Annotated in this window: 21 protein-coding genes and 3 tRNA genes; 16 read left to right on the forward strand and 8 right to left on the reverse strand. The window is 60.7% G+C overall.

Features of this window, described 5'->3' with window-relative positions; genetic code table 11:
- Nucleotides 1-142 precede the first annotated feature (142 nt).
- The gene (locus ACR1XV_RS03705) at nt 143-1,324 is read right to left on the reverse strand and encodes a cytochrome P450 (RefSeq protein ID WP_480528959.1); all 1,182 of its coding nucleotides are present in this window, start codon (nt 1,322-1,324) and stop codon (nt 143-145) included.
- 47 nt (nt 1,325-1,371) lie between these two features.
- Between ACR1XV_RS03705 and ACR1XV_RS03710 the strand changes: the two genes are divergently transcribed.
- From ACR1XV_RS03710 to ACR1XV_RS03740, 7 genes are all read left to right on the forward strand, one after another.
- Nucleotides 1,372-3,105, forward strand: a complete 1,734-nt coding sequence (locus ACR1XV_RS03710; RefSeq protein ID WP_480528960.1) for a sensor histidine kinase — start codon at nt 1,372-1,374, stop codon at nt 3,103-3,105.
- On the forward strand, nt 3,102-4,331 hold the full coding sequence (locus ACR1XV_RS03715) for a sigma-54-dependent transcriptional regulator (protein ID WP_480528961.1): 1,230 nt from the start codon (nt 3,102-3,104) through the stop codon (nt 4,329-4,331). The genes ACR1XV_RS03710 and ACR1XV_RS03715 overlap by 4 nt, the downstream gene beginning before the upstream one ends.
- A gap of 356 nt (nt 4,332-4,687) precedes the next feature.
- Entirely contained in the window at nt 4,688-5,689 is a 1,002-nt protein-coding gene (locus ACR1XV_RS03720; protein ID WP_480528962.1) for a DctP family TRAP transporter solute-binding subunit, read from the forward strand.
- Between the two features lie 114 nt (nt 5,690-5,803).
- Nucleotides 5,804-6,481, forward strand: a complete 678-nt coding sequence (locus tag ACR1XV_RS03725; protein WP_480528963.1) for a TRAP transporter small permease — start codon at nt 5,804-5,806, stop codon at nt 6,479-6,481.
- Nucleotides 6,481-7,857, forward strand: a complete 1,377-nt coding sequence (locus ACR1XV_RS03730) for a TRAP transporter large permease (protein ID WP_480528964.1) — start codon at nt 6,481-6,483, stop codon at nt 7,855-7,857. Before ACR1XV_RS03725 ends, ACR1XV_RS03730 begins: the two co-directional genes overlap by 1 nt.
- 142 nt (nt 7,858-7,999) lie before the next feature.
- Nucleotides 8,000-8,311, forward strand: coding sequence for a DMT family transporter (locus ACR1XV_RS03735; protein WP_480528965.1), 312 nt, complete (start codon nt 8,000-8,002; stop codon nt 8,309-8,311).
- A gap of 62 nt (nt 8,312-8,373) precedes the next feature.
- Nucleotides 8,374-8,820 (forward strand): nucleoside deaminase, encoded by a 447-nt coding sequence (locus tag ACR1XV_RS03740; RefSeq protein WP_480528966.1) that lies wholly within the window; start codon nt 8,374-8,376, stop codon nt 8,818-8,820.
- Between the two features lie 3 nt (nt 8,821-8,823).
- On the opposite strand, the gene tpiA is transcribed toward ACR1XV_RS03740, so the two are convergent.
- On the reverse strand, nt 8,824-9,564 hold the full coding sequence (gene tpiA / locus ACR1XV_RS03745) for a triose-phosphate isomerase (protein ID WP_480528967.1): 741 nt from the start codon (nt 9,562-9,564) through the stop codon (nt 8,824-8,826).
- 121 nt (nt 9,565-9,685) lie between these two features.
- Here tpiA and ACR1XV_RS03750 point away from each other — a divergent pair, with 121 nt between their 5' ends.
- Nucleotides 9,686-10,600, forward strand: a complete 915-nt coding sequence (locus ACR1XV_RS03750; RefSeq protein WP_480528968.1) for an isopenicillin N synthase family dioxygenase — start codon at nt 9,686-9,688, stop codon at nt 10,598-10,600.
- On the opposite strand, the gene ACR1XV_RS03755 is transcribed toward ACR1XV_RS03750, so the two are convergent.
- Nucleotides 10,597-10,959 (reverse strand): HesB/IscA family protein, encoded by a 363-nt coding sequence (locus tag ACR1XV_RS03755; protein ID WP_480528969.1) that lies wholly within the window; start codon nt 10,957-10,959, stop codon nt 10,597-10,599. The two genes, ACR1XV_RS03750 and ACR1XV_RS03755, sit on opposite strands and share 4 nt — an antisense overlap.
- A gap of 146 nt (nt 10,960-11,105) precedes the next feature.
- Between ACR1XV_RS03755 and ACR1XV_RS03760 the strand changes: the two genes are divergently transcribed.
- Complete coding sequence (locus ACR1XV_RS03760) at nt 11,106-11,429, forward strand: hypothetical protein (protein WP_480528970.1); 324 nt, start codon at nt 11,106-11,108, stop codon at nt 11,427-11,429.
- Nucleotides 11,430-11,644: 215 nt separating this feature from the next.
- Here ACR1XV_RS03760 and ACR1XV_RS03765 read toward each other — a convergent pair whose 3' ends face one another.
- The 3 genes from ACR1XV_RS03765 to ACR1XV_RS03775 all read right to left on the reverse strand — a co-directional run bounded on the left by ACR1XV_RS03765 (nt 11,645) and on the right by ACR1XV_RS03775 (nt 13,271).
- Entirely contained in the window at nt 11,645-12,007 is a 363-nt protein-coding gene (locus ACR1XV_RS03765; RefSeq protein WP_480528971.1) for an SUF system Fe-S cluster assembly protein, read from the reverse strand.
- Nucleotides 12,008-12,102: 95 nt separating this feature from the next.
- Complete coding sequence (locus ACR1XV_RS03770) at nt 12,103-12,381, reverse strand: NfeD family protein (RefSeq protein ID WP_480528972.1); 279 nt, start codon at nt 12,379-12,381, stop codon at nt 12,103-12,105.
- Nucleotides 12,381-13,271: an SPFH domain-containing protein gene (locus tag ACR1XV_RS03775; RefSeq protein WP_480528973.1), complete on the reverse strand. Its 891-nt coding sequence runs from the start codon at nt 13,269-13,271 to the stop codon at nt 12,381-12,383. The genes ACR1XV_RS03770 and ACR1XV_RS03775 overlap by 1 nt, the downstream gene beginning before the upstream one ends.
- A gap of 212 nt (nt 13,272-13,483) precedes the next feature.
- Here ACR1XV_RS03775 and tgt point away from each other — a divergent pair, with 212 nt between their 5' ends.
- Both tgt and lon read left to right on the forward strand, forming a co-directional pair.
- A complete protein-coding gene (gene tgt / locus ACR1XV_RS03780) occupies nt 13,484-14,614 on the forward strand; it encodes a tRNA guanosine(34) transglycosylase Tgt (RefSeq protein ID WP_480528974.1) in 1,131 nt (376 codons plus the stop codon).
- A 204-nt stretch (nt 14,615-14,818) separates the two neighbouring features.
- A complete protein-coding gene (gene lon / locus ACR1XV_RS03785) occupies nt 14,819-17,227 on the forward strand; it encodes an endopeptidase La (protein ID WP_480528975.1) in 2,409 nt (802 codons plus the stop codon).
- Between the two features lie 50 nt (nt 17,228-17,277).
- Here lon and ACR1XV_RS03790 read toward each other — a convergent pair whose 3' ends face one another.
- Entirely contained in the window at nt 17,278-18,864 is a 1,587-nt protein-coding gene (locus ACR1XV_RS03790; RefSeq protein ID WP_480528976.1) for an APC family permease, read from the reverse strand.
- Between the two features lie 203 nt (nt 18,865-19,067).
- Between ACR1XV_RS03790 and ACR1XV_RS03795 the strand changes: the two genes are divergently transcribed.
- On the forward strand, nt 19,068-19,295 hold the full coding sequence (locus tag ACR1XV_RS03795) for a hypothetical protein (RefSeq protein WP_480528977.1): 228 nt from the start codon (nt 19,068-19,070) through the stop codon (nt 19,293-19,295).
- A 66-nt stretch (nt 19,296-19,361) separates the two neighbouring features.
- On the opposite strand, the gene ACR1XV_RS03800 is transcribed toward ACR1XV_RS03795, so the two are convergent.
- Nucleotides 19,362-19,436: transfer RNA gene (locus ACR1XV_RS03800), tRNA-Val, on the reverse strand.
- Between the two features lie 216 nt (nt 19,437-19,652).
- Here ACR1XV_RS03800 and ACR1XV_RS03805 point away from each other — a divergent pair.
- The 4 genes from ACR1XV_RS03805 to uvrA all read left to right on the forward strand — a co-directional run bounded on the left by ACR1XV_RS03805 (nt 19,653) and on the right by uvrA (nt 23,496).
- Nucleotides 19,653-19,729: transfer RNA gene (locus tag ACR1XV_RS03805), tRNA-Asp, on the forward strand.
- 52 nt (nt 19,730-19,781) lie between these two features.
- Nucleotides 19,782-19,858, forward strand: a tRNA-Asp gene (locus ACR1XV_RS03810).
- A 105-nt stretch (nt 19,859-19,963) separates the two neighbouring features.
- Nucleotides 19,964-20,530 (forward strand): methyltransferase domain-containing protein, encoded by a 567-nt coding sequence (locus ACR1XV_RS03815; protein ID WP_480528978.1) that lies wholly within the window; start codon nt 19,964-19,966, stop codon nt 20,528-20,530.
- A gap of 107 nt (nt 20,531-20,637) precedes the next feature.
- Nucleotides 20,638-23,496 carry an excinuclease ABC subunit UvrA gene (uvrA, locus tag ACR1XV_RS03820; protein ID WP_480528979.1) on the forward strand — a complete coding sequence of 953 codons (2,859 nt, stop codon included), beginning with the start codon at nt 20,638-20,640 and terminating at the stop codon, nt 23,494-23,496.

Here is a 23,496-nt window from a genome sequence, read left to right on the forward strand (position 1 = left end):
TGAAAAAGGGGGCTCTGCCCCCGCCGCCCTTTGGGCGACTCCCCCGGGATATTTATAGCCAGATGAAGCAGGGGATTCACTCTTCATCTGGCTATAAATATCCCCGCCGGAGGCATCGCGCGGTACGCGCGTTTTTAGTTGCTCAGGTGCAGACGCTCAGCTCGGTCAGGCCGTGAAAGTGATAGCTGTTTGAATAACGCGGCCTTTCCGCGAGGTGCAGGCCGGGGCATCTGCTGAACAGAATGGGCAGCGCGATCCGCATTTCGAAGCGGGCAAGGGGGGCGCCTACGCAGAAATGCAGCCCTCCGCCGAAGCTGGTGTTGGCGCTGACCGGGCGGGCTGGGTCGAAGGTATCGGGTGATGGCCAGATCTTCGGGTCACGATTGGCCGCACCCAGAAGCAGGGCGACCTCTTGGCCGCGTTTGAACCGGTGCCCGAACAGTTCGACATCGTCGTAGGCGTAGCGCGTGAACATATGCAGGGGCGGGTCAAAGCGCAGGATTTCTTCGATTGCGGTGTCGATTGTTTCGGAAGATGTGATCCGATCCTGCGTTGCGGTGGTCAGGATGGTCTTCACGCCGTTGCCGATGGCATGAACGGTCGCCTCATGGCCGGCGTTCAGCAGCAGGATGCAGGTTGTGATAAGCTCCTCATATGTCAGCCTGTCGCCATCCTCCTCGGCGGCGATCAGGCGGGTGATCAGATCGTCACGCGGGTCTTTCCGGCGGGTTTCGATGCAGCGTTCGAGAAAGCGCGTGAACTCGGTCGAGGCGATGGCGGCAGCGTCTTCGGTCTGACGCGTCCGGCTGGCCTGATACATGGCGACCATTGCGTGAGACCAGTGCAGAAGTTGCGGCGCCATGTCTGTTGGCACGCCCAGAAGTCGGCAGATGGTGATCACCGGAACCTGTGTGCAATAGGCCTGCAGAAGGTCGAAAGGGTCGCTGGGAAACCGGTCAATCAGGTCGTGGCACAACGTCTCGATAGACGGTGCAAGCGCGGCGATTGCGCCGGACGTGAAGGCGCGGACCACCAACGCGCGCAGGCGAGTGTGCCGGGGCGGTTCGAGCTCCAGCATCGAATGCGCCTCGACCGCCAGCCAGGGAGCCAAGTGAGTGGGGCCGGATTGCGCAAGTTCGGGTGGAACTTCGCGCCCGAAACGGCGGTCGCGCAGCAGGGCGTGTACGGCGCGGTGCGAGACTGCGGCGACCATGTCGTAGTCCTGCCAGAAAATCAGGTCTCCGAACTGGCGGGCACTGTCGTAGAAAGGATAGGGGTTTTGCACAAAGGCGGGGTTGGTGGGGGATTGGGTCAGGGTCTTCATGCGGTGCAGACTTGCCACGGGTCGTTCTGAATGCAAGACCCTAACATATGCAACGGGTTTGGGTCATTGTCGGATTCCTGTGCGCGGTTGGTCTGCTGTCAGCCGCCGTCTGGACCTATGGCTATCGTCAGGCCCTCACGCAACTGAGTCAGCGGGCCGAGGCCGATCTTGAGCTGGCCGCCGACCGGTTGAGCACGCAGATGCAGGTCTATCAGGAGGTCGCGGTGCTGCTGGCGGATCATCCGACCCTGCGGGTGCTTGAGACCCCGGCGCAGCGTCAGGCGGCGCAGGCCGTGCTTTTGGATGTGGCTGACAAGACTGCGGCGGTCAATGCGATCTATCTGGATACCGAGGGGCAGGTTCTGGTTTCGGCGCAGCCCGCCGGGCAGCACGACATGGCCGGGCACCCTGCGTTCGAGAGGGCTTTGCAGGGTGCGTTGGGCAGCGCGCACGGGGTGCTGCCGGACAGTGGGGATCGGATTTATTCTTATGTTGCCCCGGCCTTTGGGCCAGCCGGTCAGATCAGGGGCGCACTGATGGTTGTCGCCGATGTGCAGGATGTGGAACAGACCTGGCGCGGCAGCACCGAAGCGGTTTTCTTTGTCGATCCAGATGGGATTGTCTTTATCTCGAACCGGTCGGATCTGCTGTTCTGGCAGCGCGCTGACGGGCAGTTGGGTTTGACGCCGCCGGACGGGCAGGTGGTCGATTTCGCCTCGACCCGGGTGGGTGAGCACGAGTTGTGGCGGCTGGGGTGGGGTCGCTATTTTCCGCGCCGGGCGCTGCATCTGACGCTGGCATTGCCGGTGATCGACATGACCGCCGAGGTTCTGGTGGACGTCGCCCCGGCGCGGCGTCTGGCCGGGCTGCAGGCGGCGGCGGTGGCGGCGATTTGCTTTGCCTTTGGTGCGCTGTTGTTTCTGGCCTCGGAACGTCGCCGAACGTTGGCGCAGGCCAATGCCGTGCTGGAAAGCCGTGTTGCGCAGCGGACGCGGGCGTTGACGGCGGCAAACTCTGCTTTGCGGCGTGAGGTCACGGAACGGCAAGAGGCCGAGGCGGCGCTGAAGCAGGCGCAGGCCGATCTGGTACAGGCCGGAAAGCTGAGCGCGTTGGGCAAGATGTCTGCGGGGATCAGCCATGAACTGAACCAGCCGCTGATGGCGATCCGGCAATTTGCGGATAACGGCTCGGCCTTCTTGCAGCGGGGCAAGGGTGAGAAGGCGGGTGAAAATCTGGGTCGCATCTCGGACATGGCAGCCCGTATGGCCCGGATCATCAAGAACCTGCGCGCCTTTGCCCGCAACGAAAGCGAGCCGATGGGGCGGGTCGATCTGGTGCAGGTGCTGAACGCGGCGGTGGAACTGACCGAAGCCCGGCTGCGGGACGAGGGTGTCACGCTCGACTGGTCGCCGCCCGAGGTCGAGGTCTATGCATGGGGCGGCGAGGTGCGTCTGGGGCAGGTTTTTGTCAACCTAATCAACAACGCCGCGGACGCCATGGCCGATCAGCCGACGCGGCGGATTTCGATCTTGTTGGAGGATGGCGCGCGTATCCGGGTCTCGGTCCGGGATACGGGTCCCGGTATCGAGGACCCGGATCGGGTGTTCGAGCCCTTCTATACCACCAAGACCGTTGGCACGTCAGAGGGCATGGGGCTGGGCCTATCCATTTCCTACGGGCTGGTGCAGAGTTTCGGAGGGGATATCCGTGGTGCGAACACCGAAGACGGGGCCGAGTTCACCGTGGAGCTTGAACCCTGGGACGAGGGCAGGTCGACATGATCCGTAAGGTTCTTTTGGTGGATGATGATGCGGCGGTGCGCGAAGCCCTGGCGCAGACGCTGGAACTGGCTGAGTATGACCCCGTGCCCGCCGGGTCTTTTGTGGCGGCGAAGGATCACATCCGGCATGACTTTGACGGAGTGATTGTCTCGGACATCCGGATGCCGGGGCGGGACGGGTTTCATCTGCTAAGCTACGCGCGCGAGATCGATCCGGACTTGCCGGTGATCCTGTTGACCGGCGAGGGCGATATCCCGATGGCCGTGCAGGCGATGGGGCAGGGCGCGTTTGATTTTCTGGAAAAGCCCTGCGCGGCTGCCGATCTTCTGTCGGTCCTGGAACGCGCCTTCTCGGCCCGCGCCGAGGTTCTGCAACTGCGTAGACAGAAAAGCGAGCTTGAGCGCGGTGACCCTGCGGCCCGGATGCTGTTTGGGTTGTCGGAACAGGCCGAAACCCTGCGCGAGCGGGTGCGCGCCGTGGCCCCGACCCGGGCCGAAGTGCTGGTGACCGGACCTGCGGGCAGCGGAATCTCGAAAGTGGCGGAGGTTGTGCATCTGATGTCGCCGGTCGGGCAAGGGCCTTTTGTCAAACGGCCTGCGTCCGGGCTGACGGCGGAAGAGTTGCGCGGGGGATGCGAGGATGCCTCGGGCGGGTCGTTATTTCTGGATGAGGTCTCTGCCATGTCAGATGCCACGCAGTACGCGGCACTGGAACTGATCGAGCAGGGTTCGGACGCGCGCATTGTGGCTGGGACGACGGCAGACCTGTCCGAGCTTTGCGCGCAGGGACGGTTCAACGCCGATCTGTTCTATCGTCTGGATGTGATGCGCGTGCGCATCCCGTCGCTGGCCGAACGACCCGAGGATATTCCGGTGATCTTCCGGCATTACGTGGCCCAAGCGGCCGAGCAGGCGGGGATTGCCGAGCCCCAGATCACGCCCGAGCATCTGGCGGCGTTGATGGCGCAGGATTGGCCGGGAAATGCGCGGTCGCTGATGTCGGCGGCCATGCGGTTTGTGCTGGGGATGCCGGAAGACGTGGCACAGGCCACGGATCAGGGCCTGACCGAGCAGATGGCCCGGGTCGAGCGATCCCTTTTGATCGCGGCGCTGGGGCGGCACAATGGCCGCGCGTCAGAGGCGGCCAAGGCGCTGAAGCTTCCGCGCAAGACGTTCTATGACAAGCTGGCGCGCTATCAGATCCGGCCCGAGGACTATCGCAGGTAGGGGCTCCCGCCGGTTTTGCCGGCATTATCATGCCATCAAAACCGTTGGGCCCGGCAGCCCGCTGACGCGGGCTGCGGTTGGACATGGTTCGATTCGGGGGGCTGATTCGGAATCTGTGCGGAAATCCGCACATGCTGCGGCGCGCCTGTGTGAAATCCCGCACATTCCGATTTCGGGTCAGTCCGGACATGCGGCGGTGAGACAAATAGCTCTCTGAATTTCAACGGAAAATTATCAAATGCTCATCCTTTCAACAATATGTTGAGAGCGGCCCGGCGATTCGGTTCACTTCGCTCCATACGGCGCCCGGATGGCGTCGGACGAACGTCTTATGGAAGTCTGGGAGGAAAAGACTGATGAAATTCCTGACAACGGCTGCAACCGCTCTGGCCCTGTCCGTCACCGCAACCGCAGGCATGGCGGCCTGCGACGATGGCGAGATCGTCGTCAAGTTCGCGCATGTGACCAACACCGACAAACACCCCAAGGGGATCGCGGCATCGCTGCTGGAGCAGCGTGTCAACGATGAGATGAACGGCGTGATGTGCGTCGAGGTGTTCCCGAACTCGACCCTCTACAATGACGACAAGGTGCTTGAGGCGATGCTGCAGGGCGACGTGCAACTGGCCGCGCCCTCGCTGTCGAAATTCGAGAAGTTCACTAAGCAGTTCCGCCTGTTCGACCTGCCCTTCATGTTCAAGAACATCGACGCCGTGGACGCGTTCCAAGCCTCGGCGGAAGGTCAGGCGATGAAGGACAGCATGCAGCGCCGCGGCCTGCAGGGGCTGGCCTTCTGGCACAATGGTATGAAGCAGATGTCGGCCAACAAGCCGCTGGTCGATCCGTCTGATGCGGATGGTCTGAAGTTCCGCGTGCAGTCCTCGGACGTGCTGGTGGCGCAGATGGAAGCCATCGGTGGCAGCCCGCAGAAAATGGCGTTCTCGGAAGTTTACGGTGCGCTGCAGCAGGGCGTCGTGGACGGGCAGGAGAACACCTGGTCGAACATCTACGGCAAGAAGTTCTTTGAGGTGCAGGACGGCATCACCGAGACCAACCACGGCATCATCGACTATCTGGTCGTAACCTCGGTGGACTGGCTGGACAGCCTTGACCCGGAGGTCCGCGATCAGTTCCTGACCATTCTGGCCGAAGTGACCGAGACCCGGAACAAAGAGGCCTTTGCGGTGAACGAAGCAGCCAAGCAGTCGGTGATCGACGCAGGCGGCACCATCCGCGAACTGAACCCCGAGCAGCGTCAGGCCTGGGTTGATGCGATGAAGCCCGTCTGGGACAAGTTCGCAGGCGATGTCGGTCAGGACAAGATCGACGCCGCACAGGCAATCAACGCCGGGTTCTGATCCCGAGCACAGGCGGCGCGTCGGGGGACTGGGGAGTTATCGACGCGCAAGCCGGGCGGGCCGGATCGGGCCCGCCAACCCTTACTCTCACCATAAAATGCGGGGACAGAAGAGATGTCTGGTGCGAAACCCGGCCAACACGGGCTGGTCGACCATATCGAAGAAACCCTGATCGCGTGCCTGCTGGGCCTGATGACGGTTGTCACCTTCGCCAACGTGATCGCGCGGTTTGTGTTTAATTCTAATATCCTGTGGGCGCTGGAGCTGACGGTGTTCACCTTCGGCTGGCTGGTGCTGCTGGGTGCATCCTATGCGGTCAAGAAACACGCCCATCTGGGGGTGGATGCGATCCTGAACATGCTGGCACCGGCGCCGCGCCGGGTGCTGGCGCTGATCGCTGTCGGATGCTGCCTTGTGTTCTCGTTGCTGCTGCTGAAGGGCGCGTATGATTATTGGGCGGTCTTTGCGGACCTGCCGCCGACCTCGGGTCGCTGGTTCCCCACGGGGTTCGACACCAGTGCCCGCAGTCAGAGCTTTTATGAGGTCGACGACATCCCCATGGTCGCACCGCTGCGCTTTCTTGAAGGCCTGATCAACTACGGCGAGGGGTACGAGAAACTGCCCAAGGTGGTGCCCTATCTGGTGCTGCCGGTGTCGATGCTGCTGCTGGTGATCCGGTTCACGCAGGCCGGTATCGAGATCCTGCGCGGTCAGACCGACCGCATCGTCGCCAGCCACGAAGTCGAGGACGAGATCGAAGAAGTCCGCGCCCTGCAAGGAGAACATGACTGATGGACGTCGTACTTCTTTTTTCGATGGTCATCGGCCTGCTGCTGATCGGTGTTCCGATTGCGGTGGCGCTTGGCCTCAGCTCGACCCTGTTCCTGCTGATTTATTCCGACAGTTCGCTGGCCTCGGTCGCGGGTACGCTGTTCGAGGCGTTCGAGGGGCACTTTACCCTGCTCGCGATTCCGTTCTTCATTCTTGCGTCGTCCTTCATGACGACAGGTGGGGTGGCGCGACGGATCATCCGGTTCTCGATTGCCTGTGTGGGGCACCTGCCGGGCGGTCTGGCGATTGCGGGTGTTTTCGCTTGTATGCTGTTTGCCGCGCTTTCCGGGTCGTCTCCGGCAACCGTTGTGGCGATTGGTTCAATCGTCATCGCCGGGATGCGTCAGGTGGGCTATTCCAAGGAATTCGCCGCCGGTGTGATCTGTAACGCGGGTACGCTGGGCATCCTGATCCCGCCGTCGATCGTGATGGTCGTGTATGCCGCCGCCGTTGAGGTCTCGGTTGGCCGTATGTTCCTTGCGGGCGTCATCCCGGGCTTGATGGCGGGTCTGATGCTGATGATCACCATCTACGTCATGGCCAAGGTCAAGAACCTGCCCAAGGGCGAATGGTTGGGCTGGGGCGAGATCTTCACCTCGGCGCGCGAGGCCGCTTGGGGCCTGTTCCTGATCGTCATCATTCTGGGCGGTATCTATGGCGGCATCTTCACCCCGACCGAGGCCGCCGCTGTGGCCGCTGTCTATGCCTTCCTGATCGCCAGCTTTGTCTACAAGGACATGGGGCCGCTGCATGTCAAAGGTGATGATCAGAACCTGCCTCTGATCAAGAAACCTTATGCGCTGCTGACTGCGTTCGTGCATCCCGACACCAAGCACACGCTGTTCGAGGCAGGCAAGCTGACCGTGACGCTGCTGTTCGTGATCGCCAACGCGCTGATCCTGAAGCACGTTCTGACGGACGAGCAGGTGCCGCAGACCATCGCCAGCGCCATGCTGTCGGCAGGTTTGGGACCGGTGACCTTCCTGATCGTGGTGAACGTGATCCTGCTGATCGGTGGTCAGTTCATGGAGCCCTCGGGCCTGCTGGTGATCGTCGCGCCGCTGGTGTTCCCGATTGCCATCGAGCTGGGCATCGACCCGATCCATCTGGGCATTATCATGGTGGTGAACATGGAGATCGGGATGATCACGCCTCCGGTCGGTCTGAACCTGTTCGTGACCTCGGGCGTGGCGGGGATGCCGATGATGGCGGTTGTGCGCGCCGCGCTGCCCTTCCTGGCCGTGCTGTTCGTGTTCCTGATCATGGTCACGTATATCCCCTGGATATCGACCTTCCTGCCCAACACGTTCATGGGGCCGGAAATCATAACGAACTAGATGTTCACGAACCGGGCGGAGTTTTCCGCCCGGTTTCTGCCCTCTTGAAACGTCCGTTGGCGTTCATAGATAGGGGCTTGAGGACGACCTCTCCGTCATGGATACTTTTTTCGGGACGACCCGAAGTATCGGAGGGTCTGTCATGGCTTGGATTTTTCTTCTTTTTGCCGGTCTTCTGGAAATCGTCTGGGCGGTTGCGATGAAGCAATCGGCGGGCTTCACGCGGCTTTGGCCCACGGCGATCATGGGTGTGTCGATGGTAGGGTCCTTTGGTCTGCTGGCACTGGCAATGCGGACGCTGCCGCTGGGCACGGCTTATGTGATCTGGACCGGCATCGGCGCGGTCGGCGCGTTTCTGGTCGGTGTGATGTTGCTGGGCGAAGCGCTGACGCCGATGCGGATGGTGGCAGCAGTGCTTATCATCTCGGGCATGATCGCCATGAAGCTGGCCTGAGCGTGGTTGACGGGCCTGTCGCCGCGCGCCAAGCTTGCCGACGACAACTGGGGCCCATGACAATGCTCACCGACACTGACATCCGACTGCTGCGTATTGCTTATGACGAGGCAAGGGCGGGCTTTGACGAGGGCGGTTGCCCGATTGGATCGGTTCTGGCCCGTGGCGGTGAAGTGGTCGCACAGGGCCGCAACCAGCGCGTCCAGCGCGGCGATCCCATTGCCCATGGCGAGATGGATGCGCTGCGCAAGGCCGGACGGCAGCGCAGCTACCGCGATACGGTGCTCTATACCTCGCTGTCGCCCTGCATGATGTGCGCGGGCACCATCGTTCAGTTCGGTATCCCGCGCGTTGTCATCGGCGACACCCTGAATTTCGGCGGCAACGAAGCCTTTCTGCGCGAGCGCGGGGTCGAGGTCGTCATCGCCGATGACCCCGACTGTATCGCGCTGATGAAGCGGTTTATCGCGGAAAAGCCCGAGCTATGGGCCGAGGATATCGCCGAATAGCGCTCAGGCGCCTTCAAGCGCGCTGATGATACCCGAGAAATCCTGCGCCTTCAGGCTGGCCCCGCCGACCAGAGCGCCATCGACATTCGGCACACCGAAGATGTCCGCCGCATTACCCGGTTTGACCGATCCGCCATACAGCAACCGGACCGAGCGCCCCACACCCTCGCCAAAACGGCGTTCCAGACGGGCGCGGATGAAATCGTGAACCTCACTGATTTCGTCCAGCGTGGGGACCTTGCCGGTGCCGATGGCCCAGATCGGTTCATAGGCCACAACCAGATTCTCGCCGGTCGACTGATCGGGGATTGAACCCGACATCTGGCCGCCGATGATGTCCAGCGTATTGGCGGCCTCGCGCTGTTCAAGGCTTTCGCCGACGCAGATGATCGCCATCAGACCGGCCTCCATTGCGGCATTTGCCTTGGCGCGGACGTCTTCGTTGCTTTCACCGTGGTCCTCGCGGCGCTCGGAATGGCCCAGAATGACCGACGTCGCCCCCGCATCGACCAGCATTCCTGCACTCAGGTCACCGGTATGCGCGCCGGACGCGTTGGCGTGGCAATCCTGACCCCCGATGGCAATGCCACCGACTTGCGCGGCCCGATGCACCAAGGTCGCCGGAGGGCAGATCAGGATGTCGACCGAGGGGTCAGGGTGCGCGCGGGCCAGCGCCTCGATCTCGGTCAGGTCGGCACCGGTGCCGTTCATTTTCCAGTTGCCTGCCGCAAGCTTGCGCCGCATCGTCGTTCCTCCGTCCCGGATATGTCGGGAATCGGATAACACCCGCGGGGGCGGCTGACAATTCCGGTTGCGGAGGTATCGCACAATCGACAGAGTGCGCGCGGGAACCAAGGGGGCGTTCATGATCGACAATCTCAATCTTGAAAAGCTGGACCGGCGCGATGCGGATGAATTGGCGCGGCTGCGGCGCGCCGTCGGGCAGGTCGGGTTTCTGACGGTTTCCAAAACAGGTCTGGACGGGGACCGTGTCTGTCAGGTTCTGGCCGCATATCGCGCCTTCTTCGGGTTGCCCGAGCCGGTCAAGCAAACCGTGAACATGGCGACCACCGGCGCGAACCGGGGCTGGGGAGCCTCGAAATCCGAGCAGGTCGATCCCAACGCCAACCCCGACTACAAAGAGGTGTTCGATTGCGGCTACGAACTGCCCCCGGGCAATCCTTATGCGGCGCGGGAACTGCCCGTTTACGCGCCGAACCTGTGGCCCGAGGGCGCCGATGAGTTCCGCGACACGATACAGAATTACTATACCGATGCCTGCGCGGTTGCGATGCGAGTCCTGCGCGCGATTGCTGCCGCGCTTGGCCGGGACGTGCGCAGTTTCGACGCGGCGTTTGACACGCCGATGGCCTTGCTGCGTGGCAATTTCTATCCGCAACGCCCCGATTGGGCCGGAGAAAACGATTTCGGCATCGCCGCGCATACGGACTATGGCTGTCTGACCCTGCTGGCCACTGATGGTGCGCCGGGGCTTGAGGTGCAGATGCCCGATGGCACATGGCAGGGCGTTCAGGTCGAGCCCGGCCGGTTCGTGATCAATTTTGGCGAGATGCTTGAATTCTGGACCGACGGAGAGGTCAAGGCGACCCTGCACCGTGTCCGGGGTGGTGCGAATGAACGGATTTCGGTGCCGCTGTTTTTCAACCCTTCATACGATACCAATGTCGCGCCGCCGGGATCGGGGCAGGTCATACGGGCAGGCGATCACCTGACGCGGCGTTTCAATGAAACCTACGTACACCTGCAATCGGTGCCTTAACGCTGAGCAAGGCTTTCGTCGAACTTGATCGATTCGCCGCAGCCGCAGGCATCGACGACGTTGGGGTTGCGGAACTTGAAGCCGGATTCCAGCAACGAGACCTCATAGTCGATCTCGGTCCCGAACAGGAACATCTGCGCCATCGGCGCGATCATCACGCGCGCGCCGTCCTGTTCGACCACTTCGTCATTGGGGTCGGCCTGGTCGACATAGTCCATGGTGTATTCCATCCCCGCGCAGCCGCCTTTCTTGACGCCGATCCGCAGGCCTGCATGGCCGCCGGATTGCATCAACCGAACAATCTGCTCGGCGGCTTTGGGTGTCATGGTCACGGCCTGCTTGCCGGGAATGCCAAACATGGGGGGCTCCGTTTTCGCGCGTTGTAGCTTATTTAGGGCCAGGGCGCGCCGGGCTCAAGGGATTGCGGACGCAAAACCGATTGCTTTGCGGCGTTGGATGACCGTAGCGTGACAGGCAAGACTAGATTTCTGAGAGAGGCTGGATAATGGCACAACCCTTACTGCAACGGATCGGTGCGGGCGTTCTGACTGGGCTTCTGCTGGCAAATACGGCCATCGCGGCCGACGCGGACAAACGGCATCCGGTCAACTGCGCCACCGCGCCTGGTGATCTGCGCGCGATCGCAGCCGAAAAGAAACATGCCGAGGATCAGCAGGTCGAAAGCGTAGTCTCGATCCTGCCCGCCGGTGCCCTGTTGGGTCTGATCACGGGGACCGAGAACAAGCATCTGAAGATGTTGTCGGGCGATTACATCAAAGAGTTGGATGCGCGCGCGACCGAGATCAAATCGACCTGCGGGATCGAGTAGGGGGTGAAAAAAGACCGCCCTCGGGCAAGGGCGGTCTCAACATCCGGGCCAGATACTTATGGGGACGGCAATCAGGTTTTTTGCCCCGGAATGCTTGCACAGCGACAGGCGCGCGGCAAACCTGCCAACCCTTTGTGTCAATCGATCAACAGAATCGTAACAGGCTCATAACCGTTTTATGACAAACAGCAAAAACCTGTGGATCGCCCGGTGGTTTACATAAAGCCCAGTTCAAGCCGGGCTTCGTCCGACATCATCTCCATGCCCCAGGGGGGCTCCCATGTCAGTTCGACATCGACCTCTTTCACACCGGCCACGGGTTCGATGGCTTCCATGATCCAGCCCGGCATCTCGCCGGCGACCGGGCAGCCGGGCGCGGTCAGGGTCATGATGACTTTGACCGCGTTCTCGCTGTTGATATCGATCGTGTAGATCAGGCCGAGGTCGTAGATGTTGACCGGAATCTCGGGGTCGAAAACGGTCCGGCAGGCGTCGACCACGGGTTCATAAAGCGGGTGATCAATGGTCGAAGGCGCAATCAGCGGGCTGCCTTCGAACTGTTCGCTGGGGTGGGTCATTCAAGCCTCGGGTCTGTTACCTGACGAATTATATAGGGAAAGAGCTGGGCAGCGTCCAGAGGGGCCGTGGCGCCCGCGAAAGGCGCCACAGCGGATCAGTCGTTGATGTCGTGGTTGAAGGTTTTGACCTGACCATGGGGCAGGGCAAACATGCGCCGCAGCACCAGCCACGAGACCAGAGACAGGACCGCAAAAATCAACGCCAGAACCGCCAGCGTCGGGGTCACGCCGGGGATCAGCAACAGCAGGCCGGTGATGGCCGCGCCGATAGCAAACCCCAGAAAGATGAAGCCGGGCAAAAGGATTTCGAGAATGCCCAGCGTCAGCGCTCCGGCCAGCCAGATCCACCATGTCAGCCAGAAGGGGTCGGCCATCATTTGCCTCCTTTCAGCATGTTGAAGGCATTGCCGAATGCCTCAAGCGCGTTGGCAGGCACAACGATGGTTTGCGAACCGGTGCCGTTGCCCAGAGCGTTCAGCGCCTCAACCTGTTTCAGGGCGACCTGATATTGCGCGGCCTCGATGCCGTTGTCCTGAATGGCCTTGGCGACGACGCCGGTGGCATAGGCCTCGGCCTCGGCCTGAATGCGACGGGCCTTGGCGGTTTGCTCGGCCGCGTACAATTCGGCATCGGCGTGCAGCTCGACAGCGCGTTTCTGGCCCTCGGCCTCGGTCACCTGCGCGCGGCGGGCACGTTCGGCGTTCAGCTGTTGCAGCATCGCGTCGCGGGTGGCCTGATCGAGGTTCACGTCCAGAATCTCGGCCCGGGTCACTTCGATGCCCCAGTCGTCGACGGCCGTTTCAACGCTTTCCTGAATGCGTTCAATCAATTGCGCGCGGTTCGATTGGACCTCATCAAGGTCCATCTTGCCGATCTCGGCGCGGACGATCCCGGCGACAGTGGTGGTGATCGCCCCGTCCACGTCGCGGATGCGGTAGACGGTCTTCTCGGGCTCCAGAATACGGTAGAACACCGATGTATCGATCTGCACCAGAACGTTGTCCTTGGTGATCGCGTCCTGCGTCGCGTTGGGCAACTGGCGTTCCAGAATGGATATCTTGTGACGTGCAACATCCAGAAACGGAACGATAAAGTTGATGCCTGGCCCAAGGACCGAATGCAGGCGACCGAACCGTTCAACCACGTATTTCTCGGATTGAGGGACGATCTTGATGCCTTTCAGAATGACGACGATGACAAGGGCGGCGGCCACAAGGTAAATGATATTCGATGAAAGCAATCCAATAATCTGGTCTTCGATCATATCTGTCCTCTTTTATTGTGTACGATAGTATACATTTGGAGATTGAGTCGCCCGATTTCAACTCTGGTATGGATTGAGCTGCCAGGAATGCAAATCTGCGAATGCAACTGTACCATGATCTGTGACGGCTTTGCATCGCCACCGGTCCGGGTTGCAAAACCGGGGTAGATCGGGCAAACGCGGCCCGGTTCCCGTGATCGTAGGGTGTCAGGATGACCGACCGTTTCTCGTTTGATTTGAAAGCCACCGATGGCAAGGCCCGGACCGGCGTGATCCACACCCCTCGGGGAGAGGTGCGGACGCCCGCCTTCATGCCTGTGGGCACGGCGGCGACGGTCAAGGCGATGATGCCCGAAAGCGTGCGCGCCACGGGGGCCGATATTTTGCTGGGCAACACCTATCACCTGATGCTGCGCCCCACGGCCGAGCGGATCGACCGGCTGGGCGGGCTGCACAAGTTCATGAACTGGGATCGGCCGATCCTGACGGATTCGGGCGGGTTTCAGGTGATGTCGCTGGCCGGGCTGCGCAAGCTGACCGAAAAGGGCGTGACCTTCAAATCTCATATCGACGGCTCGAAACACGAACTGTCGCCCGAGCGTTCGATGGAGATTCAACGCCTGCTGGGCTCGGATATCGTGATGTGTTTCGACGAATGCCCGGCCTTGCCTGCCGACCGCGACCGGATCGCGCAGTCGATGCGCCTGTCGATGCGTTGGGCCGAACGGTCCCGCACGGCCTTTGGTGACCGTCCGGGGCACGCCCTGTTCGGCATCATGCAGGGCGGGCTCGAGCGGGATTTGCGCGAAGAAAGCGCCGAGGCACTCAAACAGATCGGGTTCGAGGGTTATGCCATTGGCGGTCTGGCCGTGGGTGAGGGGCAGGAGGCCATGTTCGACTGCCTCGATTATGCGCCGGATTTCCTGCCCACGGACAAGCCGCGTTACCTGATGGGCGTTGGCAAGCCCGATGATATCGTCGGCGCGGTCGCGCGCGGGGTGGACATGATGGATTGTGTTCTGCCGTCGCGGTCGGGGCGCACCGGGCAGGTGTTTACCCGGTATGGTGTGGTCAACATCAAGAACGCCCGCCACGCCGATGATCCGCGCCCGCTGGACGAGGCGTGCGGCTGCCCCGCCTGTTCCCACTATTCCCGCGCTTATCTGCATCACGTGTTCCGCGCGAATGAGATGATCTCGGGTATGCTGCTGACCTGGCACAACCTGCATTATTTTCAGGAGATCATGCAGGGGATGCGCGCGGCGATTGCCGCAGGCACGTTCAGCGCATGGCAGGCCGAGTTCCACGCACAGCGCGCGCAAGGGGATATTGAGCCTATCTGACAGGCTTTGTCGTCTTATTTCGGTGGATATGTCTGCGCGACGTCTTGCAGTCGCCAGAACCTCGGGCCATGCTGCATCACGAGACATGGCGATAAGCTTGAAACGGGCAGACAGGAGCCCCACGTTTATCGTCCAAGACAGGAGACGGCCAAGCGTTGCCTTGACAAGGGACCGGTGCCGTCTTGCCAACGATAAGGATAGAGCATGCAAGAGCCTCTGAATTCCTCATACCCCGTCCTTCCGCTGCGCGATATCGTGGTGTTCCCGCACATGATCGTGCCGCTGTTCGTAGGCCGTGACAAATCGGTCCGCGCGCTGGAAGAGGTAATGCAGGATGACAAGCAAATTCTGTTGTCCAGCCAGATGGACCCCGGCGACGATGACCCGGATATTGACGGCATCTACCGCTCGGGTGTGCTGGCCAATGTGCTGCAACTGCTGAAACTGCCCGATGGCACCGTCAAGGTGTTGGTCGAAGGGCAGGCGCGCGTGCAGATCACCGAGTTTCTGGATAACGACAACTTTTTTGAAGCCCGCGCCGAATATCTGACCGAAATTCCCGGTGACATGACCACGACCGAGGCGCTGCTGCGCACCGTCGCGGATGAATTCGAGCGCTATGCCAAAGTGCGCAAGAACATCCCCGAAGAGGCGCTGACCGCTGTTGGCGACACGACCGAACCGGCGAAGCTGGCCGATCTGGTCTCGGGCCATCTGGGCATCGAGGTCGAGCAAAAGCAGGAACTGCTTGAGACGCTTTCAGTCAGTGAGCGGCTTGAGAAGGTCTATGGCCTGATGCAGGGCGAAATGTCGGTTCTGCAGGTCGAGAAAAAGATCAAGACCCGCGTCAAATCCCAGATGGAGAAGACGCAGCGCGAGTATTATCTGAATGAGCAGATGAAGGCCATTCAGAAGGAACTCGGCGATGGCGAGGACGGCAGCAACGAAGTTGCCGAACTGGAAGAAAAGATCGCCGAGACCAAGCTGTCGAAAGAGGCGCGCGAAAAGGCCGAGGGCGAGCTGAAAAAGCTGCGCAACATGAGCCCAATGTCGGCCGAGGCCACCGTCGTGCGCAACTATCTGGACTGGATTCTGGCTCTGCCTTGGGGCACCAAATCCCGGGTCAAAAAAGACTTGGGCCGCGCGCAGGACATTCTGGATGCCGATCACTATGGGCTTGAGAAGGTCAAGGAGCGGATCGTCGAGTATCTGGCCGTTCAGCAACGCTCGAAAAAGCTGAAAGGCCCGATCCTGTGCCTTGTTGGCCCTCCGGGCGTGGGTAAGACCTCGCTGGGTAAATCCGTTGCCAAAGCCACGGGACGCGAGTTCATTCGCATCTCGCTGGGCGGCGTGCGCGACGAATCCGAGATTCGCGGCCACCGCCGGACCTATATCGGTTCGATGCCCGGTAAGATCATTCAGGCGTTGAAAAAGGCCAAAACTACGAACCCGCTGATCTTGTTGGATGAAATCGACAAGATGGGGCAGGATTTCCGTGGCGATCCGGCCTCGGCGATGCTGGAAGTGCTGGACCCGGAACAGAACAGCACGTTCATGGACCACTACTTGGAGGTCGAATATGACCTGTCCAACGTGATGTTCCTGACCACGTCGAACAGCTACAACATGCCCGGGCCTCTGCTGGATCGGATGGAGATCATTCCGCTGGCCGGTTACACCGAAGAGGAAAAAGCCGAGATCGCCAAACAGCACCTGATCAGCAAGCAGGTCAAGAACCACGGTCTGAAAGACAAGGAGTTCGAACTGACCGATGAGGCGCTGCAATCGATCATCCGTACCTATACCCGCGAGGCTGGTGTGCGGAACCTTGAGCGTGAAATCGCCAAGGTCGCGCGGAAATCGCTAACCAAGATCATCAAGAAAGAGGCCGAAGCCATCACGGTGACACCCGACAATCTGGATGATTTCCTCGGCGTGCCCAAGTTCCGCTATGGCCTGGCCGAACAGGACGATCAAGTGGGCGTGGTGACCGGTCTGGCCTGGACCTCTGTCGGCGGTGATCTGCTGCATATCGAGGCTCTGAAGCTGCCCGGTAAGGGACGGATGAAGACCACAGGTAAGCTGGGCGATGTGATGAAAGAATCCATCGATGCGGCCTCGTCTTATGTGCGCTCGATCTCGCCTCAGATCGGGGTGAAACCGCCGCAGTTCGACAAGATCGACATCCACGTTCACGTGCCCGATGGCGCGACGCCCAAGGATGGCCCGTCGGCCGGTCTGGCAATGGTGACTTCGATTGTGTCCGTGCTGACCGGCATTCCGGTGCGCAAGGACATCGCCATGACGGGCGAGGTTTCGTTGCGCGGCAACGCGATGCCGATTGGTGGTCTAAAGGAAAAACTGCTGGCGGCGCTGCGGGGCGGGATCAAGACCGTTCTGATCCCGGAAGAGAACGAAAAAGATCTGGCCGACATCCCCGACAACGTCAAAGAGGGGTTGAAGATCATCGCGGTCAAGCATGTCTCGGAAGTGCTGGAACACGCGCTGACGGACAAGCCCGAACCGATCGAATGGGACGAAGCCGCCGAGGAAGCCGCTGCGGCAGCGGCCAAGGTGGCCGAAGGCTCGGGTCCGTCCGCGACTGCGCATTAAGGTCAGGAATATAAATTAAAAAGGCGGGGCACTGACCCCGCCTTTTTTGTTCAGAGGCCGATCACAGGCTCTGCAGGGCCAAGCAATTCTTCTTCGGCGATATAGTCCCTAAACTTCTCGTCCGATAGCGAAGACCGGACCGCGAGCGCGAAGATTACAACCGAGAACACCGCGCAAATCAGAATGTCCCAGCCAAACGGGATCTGCTTCTGCGCGCCGTCTCCGAACTGCCCCATATACGAGATCAGCCCGAGCCCTCCGAAATAGGGCACCAGCCACAACGCCTCGGTCGCGTCCATGTCTTCAAGCCGGTTGTGAAACCGGATCAGCAGCAGGACCAGGCCTACGATCAGGGCGATACCCAGCCGCCAGACGGTGTCCCAGCCGCTCCAGTAGACAATGAGCGTCGAGATGGCGAAGGCCGTGGCGCCCACAAGTTTCACAGCTGGCAGGCGGATTGATCTTGGGTGATCGGGCAGCAGCTCGCGCAGGCAGACCACGGCGATGGGGCCGACGGCGAAGGACAAGACGATTGCCGCGCCGTTCAGGGCGATGACGGTGGTAAATGGCACGGTCAGCAGGAACAGGATGCCGATCAGAAAATTCAGCGCCAGCGCCCACAGGGGCACGCCGAACCTGGACAAAAGCTGCAGGCGCGTGGGCAGAAAGCCGTTCTGTGACAGGGCCAGCGCGATCCGCGCGTTCGAGCCTGTTGCGACCAGTCCGTTGCCAAAGGGGCCGATGACCGAACCCACATTCAGCAGGCTGAGAAACCACAGTATTCCGACCGACATGATGATCCCGTCCAGCGGCCCCTGACCGCCAAAGCTCAGGCTGGTCCAGCCGTCGCGGATCATCGCAGGATCAAGCGCGCCGATAAAGGCGATCTGTAGCCCAAGATAGATCAGAGCACACAGCGCGATGGACAGAACAAGGGCGGCGGGAATGGCGAACTTGGGGTTGCGCACCTCACCGGCCATGTCGACCACATGCCGGAAGCCGATGAACGAGAAGATGACGCCTCCGGTCGAAACGGCAGCCATGATTCCCTTGAGACCATAGGGGGCAAACCCGTCGGGGGCCGTGAAATTCTGCGCATCAAAGCGCGTGGCGATCAGCAGGACGGACAGGATGACGGGTACGGCGATCTTGGCCCACGTCAGAACTGCGTTCACCTGCGCAAAGAACCTGACGCCAAGCGCGTTTACGGCCACAAACAGCAGCATGAACAGAAGCGCGACCGAGATACCGGCTCCGGTCAGGTCGCCGGTTTCGGCCGAATGCAGCCAGGGTGCATAGGGGGCGAGGTATTTCAGCATCGCCTCGACCTCAATCGGGGCGGTGGTGTTATAGCCGATCCAGGCGGTCCATCCCATTGCCATTGACACGATATTGCCGTGCGAAAACTGCGGCACCCGCGCGATGCCACCGGGGATGGGCAGCATGGCCGAGATCTCGGCAAAGGTAATCGCCAGAATGAACATGGCCACGGCACCGATGATCCAGGACAAGATCGCCGCTGGCCCGGCGTGTTGCACGGCCAGCAGCGGCCCAAACAGCCATCCAGACCCGATGATGCCGCCGACCGAGATGAAGGTCAGGCCGACAAGACCGATTTCCCGTTTCAGATCCGCCATGTCACATCCCGCCCCATGCGCAATATCAGCATAGTCAGTCAAGCAGATTCCTGGCAAGCGTTGAGAAACAGACGAAAATCCCCAGGTTTCCCTAGGCTGGCTCTATGCCGCGAAGCCCGAACGCTGATCGGGGAGGTTAATAGTGGAAAAGCAGACGAAGTTCAGGCACGCTAAATTCCTGCACCGCGGAAGGAGAAATCGGAGTGCCCCAGTATAACGATCTGTTTGAGCTTTCCGTTGAAGATATGGACCTGATTGAGAAGGCAATGCGCCAGGCAATCGCATCGAAATCGAGTGAACCGGCTCAGGAGTCCAACGAGGATAAAGCCGCACGCGAAGATTTCCTGCACAAGATGCACGATCTTTTGGGCCGACTTCATGACCAGAAGATATTTTATCGACCCAGAACAGGTGTTTATGTCGGCGGTTGACTGCCTGAGGCTTGCCAGAAAAATACCCGGCGAACGCTCCATAAGGTGCTGATGTTGAAGAAGGAATGGTGGGTGATAACGGATTTGAACCGCTGACATTTTCGATGTGAACGAAACGCTCTACCACTGAGCTAATCACCCATAGCTGCGGCTGATACATCGGCTTTGGCCTGTTCGCAAGATGAAACCGCAGGTTTTGCAGGTGGCCGTCGGCGTTTTCCTGATCCAAGGGGGCAGGCGGAAACGCTGTGCTTTGCGAAAAAAACGGTATCGGACAAAAATACTTGAAAACGCCGCTTGACGCTGCCCGACCGGGGCCATAATACACCCCAACGTTCAGCAATGAACGGGCAGTGGGCGGTTGTAGCTCAGTTGGTTAGAGTACCGGCCTGTCACGCCGGGGGTCGCGGGTTCGAGCCCCGTCAACCGCGCCATCGCTGCCAGCCTTTGATCCGGGCAAACGGATCGGACAGAGACCCTAAATGCGCGGTTGTAGCTCAGTTGGTTAGAGTACCGGCCTGTCACGCCGGGGGTCGCGGGTTCGAGCCCCGTCAACCGCGCCATTTTTCCGCTCAGATCGGATATGCAGACATTGGTCTGGCGCGTTTTCTGACGACAGCCGGTTGCCGTCGTGATCTATTGCCCGAAACGCAGCCGGAGGGCTCCGCATGACCAGTCTGAACCGAGTAATCATGGCCCGACGCAGCCGCCAGTGGATCCGTGACCTCGGTCCGTCGGCGCTGGATGTGGTCGAGATTTCCGGCTCGTGGGGCAATCAGTTCGGGTTTCGCAGCTATCAGCAGGTCGGGCTCAACCAGCATGACATCTGCAGCGGGCCTTTGCTGGACGAACAGGGAAGGGTCCGGCAATTCGATCTGGTGCTTGCCAATCAGGTCTGGGAACACCTCGACCGTCCGTTCGAGGCGACCCTGAACGTGCAAGAGATGCTGCGCCCGGGTGGCTATTTCTGGCTGGCGGTGCCGTTCTTCATCCCGTTCCACGCGGCCCCGCATGATTGTTCGCGCTGGTCTGCCCGTGGGCTCGAGAACCTGCTGACCGAATGCGGATTCGATCCGGCGCATATCCGGGCCGAACAATGGGGCAACCGGCAGGCCGCGCTGCGGAACCTCGAACCGGATTGGCCTCCGGTCTATGACCCCCGGACCGACGATCTGAACAATGATCCGGCATTTCCGATTTGCGCGTGGGCATTGGCGCGCAAATCGGCGGGTTAGGGCGGGGTCCGTCGAAATTCAGCTCGTTCATACTTTGTTCTCATTTTTTGGTTGGAGACTCAGCGCCGCTCGCCTATGTCTAGGGGACGTGTGTGTTGGGGGCCAGAATGGCTGAGCTGAAGAATATCGAGGTGCGCGGCGCGCGCGAGCATAACCTCAAGAGTATCGATGTCGACATCCCGCGGGATCAACTGGTGGTGATCACCGGCCTGTCCGGTTCGGGCAAATCCTCGCTGGCGTTTGACACGATCTATGCCGAGGGGCAGCGGCGCTATGTCGAGAGCCTGTCGGCCTATGCGCGGCAGTTCCTGGATATGATGGAAAAGCCGGATGTGGATCACATCAGCGGTCTGAGCCCGGCGATTTCTATCGAACAGAAAACCACGTCGAAGAATCCCCGCTCGACCGTGGGGACCGTGACCGAGATTTACGACTATCTGCGTCTGCTCTTCGCCCGCGCCGGAACGCCCTATAGCCCCGCGACCGGACTGCCGATCGAGGCGCAGCAGGTGCAGGACATGGTTGACCGGATCATGACGATGGACGAGGGCACGCGCGGCTATCTGCTGGCCCCCATCGTGCGCGACCGGAAGGGCGAATATAAGAAAGAGTTTCTGGAACTCCGCAAGCAGGGCTTCCAACGCGTCAAGGTGGATGGCGAATTCTACGAACTGGACGAGCCGCCGACGCTGGACAAGAAGTTCCGTCATGACATCGACGTGGTGGTCGACCGCCTGGTCGTCCGCGAAGGTATGGAGACGCGGCTGGCCGACAGTCTGCGTACCGCTCTGGATCTGGCCGATGGCATCGCTATTCTTGAAACCGCACCAAAGGAAGGCGACCCCGAACGCATCACGTTCAGCGAGAATTTTGCCTGTCCAGTCAGTGGTTTCACCATCCCCGAGATCGAACCGCGCCTGTTCTCGTTCAACGCACCCTTCGGGGCCTGCCCGGATTGCGACGGGTTGGGGGTTGAGCTGTTCTTTGACGAACGGCTGGTGGTGCCGGATCAAACGCTGAAACTGTATGACGGCGCGCTGGCCCCTTGGCGCAAAGGGAAGTCGCCATATTTCCTGCAGACCATCGAAGCCATCGCGCGCCATTATGAGTTCGACAAGAACACGCCGTGGAAGGACCTGCCCAAGAAGGTGCAGCAGGTGTTTCTGCGCGGCTCGGGCGACGAGGAAATCCAGTTCCGCTATGACGAAGGGGGCCGGGTCTATCAAGTCACCCGCAGTTTCGAGGGCGTGATCCCAAATATGGAGCGCCGCTATCGCGAGACCGACAGCGCCTGGATTCGGGAAGAGTTCGAGCGCTATCAGAACAATCGCCCCTGTGGCACCTGCACCGGCTACCGGCTGCGCGCCGAAGCTTTGGCCGTCAAGATCGCCGGACTGCATGTGGGGCAGGTGGTCCAAATGTCGATCCGCGAGGCGCTGGCCTGGGTCGAGGATGCGCCGAACCATCTGAGCGTGCAGAAGAACGAGATCGCGCGGGCCATTCTCAAGGAAATCCGTGAACGACTTGGATTCCTGAATAATGTGGGTTTGGAGTACCTTACGCTGTCACGCTCAAGTGGCACTTTGTCCGGCGGCGAAAGCCAGCGTATCCGGCTGGCCAGTCAGATCGGCTCGGGCCTGACCGGGGTTTTGTACGTTTTGGATGAGCCGTCGATCGGCTTGCACCAGCGTGATAATGACCGGCTGCTGGGCACGCTCAAGAACCTGCGCGATCAGGGCAATACCGTCATCGTTGTCGAACATGACGAAGAGGCTATTCGAGAGGCGGATTATGTGTTCGATATCGGCCCGGGCGCGGGCGTGCATGGCGGGCAGGTGGTCAGTCACGGCACACCGGACCAGATCGCGGGGGATGCGGCCTCGATCACGGGTCAGTACCTGTCGGGCACGCGCGAGATTATAGTGCCGTCCGAGCGGCGTAAGGGGAAAAAGCAAAAGGTGACGGTGGTCAAGGCGACTGGCAATAACCTCAGAAACGTGACGGCTGAATTCCCGCTGGGCAAGTTCGTCTGCGTCACCGGCGTGTCGGGTGGTGGCAAATCCACGTTGACGATTGAGACGCTGTTCAAGACCGCCTCGATGCGCCTGAACGGTGCGCGACAGACGCCTGCGCCCTGTGAGACGATAAAGGGGCTCGAACATCTGGACAAGGTGATCGACATCGACCAGCGCCCCATCGGGCGGACTCCGCGTTCGAATCCAGCGACTTACACCGGGGCCTTCACCCCGATCCGCGACTGGTTCGCTGGTCTGCCCGAGGCCAAGGCGCGCGGCTACAAGCCCGGGCGGTTCAGTTTCAACGTGAAGGGCGGGCGGTGCGAGGCCTGTCAGGGCGATGGTGTCATCAAGATCGAGATGCACTTTCTGCCCGATGTCTACGTGACTTGTGAAACCTGCAAGGGTGCGCGGTACAACCGCGAGACGTTGGAGATCAAGTTCAAGGGCAAGTCTATCGCGGATGTGCTTGATATGACAGTGGAAGATGCGCAGGAGTTTTTTAAGGCCGTCCCCTCGATCCGCGACAAGATGGATGCGCTGGCCCGTGTTGGGCTGGGTTACATCAAGGTCGGCCAGCAGGCGACCACGCTGTCCGGCGGCGAGGCGCAACGGGTCAAGCTGTCAAAGGAGTTGAGCAAGCGATCTACGGGGCGGACGCTCTATATCCTTGATGAGCCTACGACAGGGCTGCATTTCGAAGACGTGCGTAAGCTGCTGGAAGTGCTGCATGAATTGGTAGATCAGGGCAATACGGTCGTGGTGATCGAACACAATCTGGATGTGGTCAAGACCGCGGACTGGATTATCGATATCGGCCCCGAGGGCGGTGACGGCGGTGGTCAGATCGTGGCGGCAGGTACGCCTGAGGATGTGGCTACGTGCGAGCGCAGCCATACCGGGCAATACCTGAAGCCGATGCTGAAGTCCGGGCGCGTCGCCGCGGAGTAA

The sequence above is a fragment of the Ruegeria sp. AD2(2025) genome, from assembly GCF_056542385.1.